General features: G+C 46.2%; 4 protein-coding genes. 3 read left to right on the plus strand and 1 reads right to left on the minus strand.

The window, feature by feature from the left end:
* The coding region (locus NM10_RS14270) for a hypothetical protein (protein ID WP_204365365.1) at nucleotides 1-264 on the minus strand (264 nt) is incomplete at its 3' end.
* Nucleotides 265-379: 115 nt separating this feature from the next.
* On the opposite strand from NM10_RS14270, the gene NM10_RS12290 reads away from it, so the two are divergent.
* The 3 genes from NM10_RS12290 (at nucleotide 380) to radC (ending at nucleotide 1,895) form a co-directional block, all read left to right on the plus strand.
* Nucleotides 380-715 carry a single-stranded DNA-binding protein gene (locus tag NM10_RS12290; RefSeq protein ID WP_020311863.1) on the plus strand — a complete coding sequence of 112 codons (336 nt, stop codon included), beginning with the start codon at nucleotides 380-382 and terminating at the stop codon, nucleotides 713-715.
* A gap of 66 nt (nucleotides 716-781) precedes the next feature.
* Complete coding sequence (locus NM10_RS12295; RefSeq protein WP_020311864.1) at nucleotides 782-943, plus strand: hypothetical protein; 162 nt, start codon at nucleotides 782-784, stop codon at nucleotides 941-943.
* A 295-nt stretch (nucleotides 944-1,238) separates the two neighbouring features.
* Nucleotides 1,239-1,895: a RadC family protein gene (gene radC, locus NM10_RS12300; protein WP_020311865.1), complete on the plus strand. Its 657-nt coding sequence runs from the start codon at nucleotides 1,239-1,241 to the stop codon at nucleotides 1,893-1,895.
* Nucleotides 1,896-2,036: the final 141 nt, after the last annotated feature.

Consider the following 2,036-nt stretch of genomic DNA (forward strand, 5'->3'; position numbering starts at 1 on the left):
AAGAGTGCTTGAATAACCATATACATAGCAAAGGCACACGTTTTTTGCCGACTGGATGGCCGGTCTGTTTCGTGTACCTTTTTTACGTTTAGCTAAAAAAAGAGAATAGAACGATGAAATAGAATAAAAAAAGAGAGCTGTCGCACAAAGCCGAAATGGCTTAATGCGACAGCCCCTTATTAAGAACGAAAAAGCCTTAATAAAAAGCGCTAATGCCATGGCCTTCGCATGACAAGGATAACCGCCATAACCATCTGCCGTCAAGGAGCTTCCCGATGGGACTCCTCGCTTGACGGCAGATTGCCATGGCGGTTACGAGATACATGCCGAAGGCAGGACCTTCGGAAGAACAGTCATGATTGTAAAGGAGAGATGACGTATGAATCACATTGATGTAATGGGGAATTTAGTCAAAGACGTAGAAGTTCGGTTTACATCAAATCAGAAAGCCATTGCGCTGTTCACGATTGCAGAAAACCGCTATAATTTCAAGACAAAGGAAAAGGAGCCGCAGTTCTTCATGGTCACGGCCTTCGGCAAGAAGGCGGAAGTCATTGCAGACCATTTCAGCAAAGGCGATAAAATCAAGGTAGACGGCCACATGGATTTCGTTTCCTATACCGATGCTGAAGGCAGTAAGCATGAATACTGGCGGATTTTGTTGGAAGATTTTGAATTCTGTGAACGGAAACGTCCGAAAGAAAAGGATGCCTAAAAATATCTCCGTGTACATGTTGCTATGCATGTACACGGATGATAAAATAAATTAGAGGTGATGTACATGAAAAAACAGCGTCAGCTTTTAGGAAAGACCGATGAAGATTCTTTAATGGAAACCTTGTATATTTATGGGATACCTGGCATGGCAGAAAAATTAGACCGGGCAGAAAAAGAAGAAGGAATTCCCTTCACTTCTCTGAAAAATATTGAAAAAGACAAATAGTCATTATGAATGAGGCTAAGAGCCATCGTAACAAACATCCTGTTGCGATGGTTCTTTTTTTGCCTATGAAGACTTAATAAGACCTATTAGAGCTTAATAAGACCGAAAAAGCCTTAATAAAAAGCTAAAAACTCTCGGCCTCCTGGTGGCCAAGAGTATAACCGGCATGATCGTCATCCGTCAAGGAGCTTCCCTGTGGGACTCCTCGCTTGACGGATGACGGCCATACCGGTTTTAGGATGGACATCCCAGGAGCAGCCTGGACAACAGGAACACATTCGAGGAGGAGTCCATCATGAAGGTACAGGAAAAAATGAAGACATACGGAAGCAACACCTTGACAGATAGCGAACTGATTTCCCTTATCATCGGCAAACGGGTCAAAGACCGCACGGCCGTTGAAGTGGCCGATAAGGTCATGGAATCCCTACCACGGCAGAACCTGTATTATTTAGGGGAAACGTGTGTACAGGATTTGGAAGCCATTTACGGCGTAGGGGAAAAGAGCGCCCTCGCCTTATGTGCGGCCATTGAACTGGGGAAACGTATCCGCAAATCGGGAGTGAAGCTCAATGCTCCCGATTTCAGCAGTCCCCAAAACGTAGCGTCATATCTCATGGAAGATATGCGGTTCTTATCGCAAGAAGAATTCCGTGCCGTCTACCTTACGACAAAGAACCAGCTGATTGCTGTGCAGACCATCAGCAGAGGTTCTATCAACGCCAGCATCGCCAAAGGCCGTGACGTCTTGAAATACGCCCTGCGCTACAATGCCGCCGCTATCATCCTGGCTCACAACCATCCATCGGGCAATCCCGAACCGAGCCATGAGGACATAGCCGTAACCCAACGCATTGCCGATGAAGGGCAGATAATGGAAATCCCTGTCCTTGACCATATCATCATAGGGGATGGGACATACGTCAGCCTTTGTGAAAGAGGGTATATCTAAGATGACCAGGGAACGCAGTCAGCGTTCCCTGTGACGGCAAAAAAGCCTTAATAAAAAGCAGAAATCTTTCGCCTTCGCGGCGCAAGGATAACCACCATAGGGCTTGACGTCAAGGAGCTTCCTGCGGACTCCTCACTTGAC

The organism is Megasphaera sp. NM10 (assembly GCF_000417505.1).
In the GTDB taxonomy this organism is placed as follows: domain Bacteria; phylum Bacillota; class Negativicutes; order Veillonellales; family Megasphaeraceae; genus Megasphaera; species Megasphaera intestinihominis.

Bases quoted from the DNA above. Each gene is read 5' to 3' on its own strand.
- NM10_RS12290 (WP_020311863.1), top strand. From the start codon at position 380: ATGAATCACATTGATGTAATGGGGAATTTAGTCAAAGACGTAGAAGTT.
- NM10_RS12295 (WP_020311864.1), top strand. From the start codon at position 782: ATGAAAAAACAGCGTCAGCTTTTAGGAAAGACCGATGAAGATTCTTTA.
- radC (WP_020311865.1), top strand. From the start codon at position 1,239: ATGAAGGTACAGGAAAAAATGAAGACATACGGAAGCAACACCTTGACA.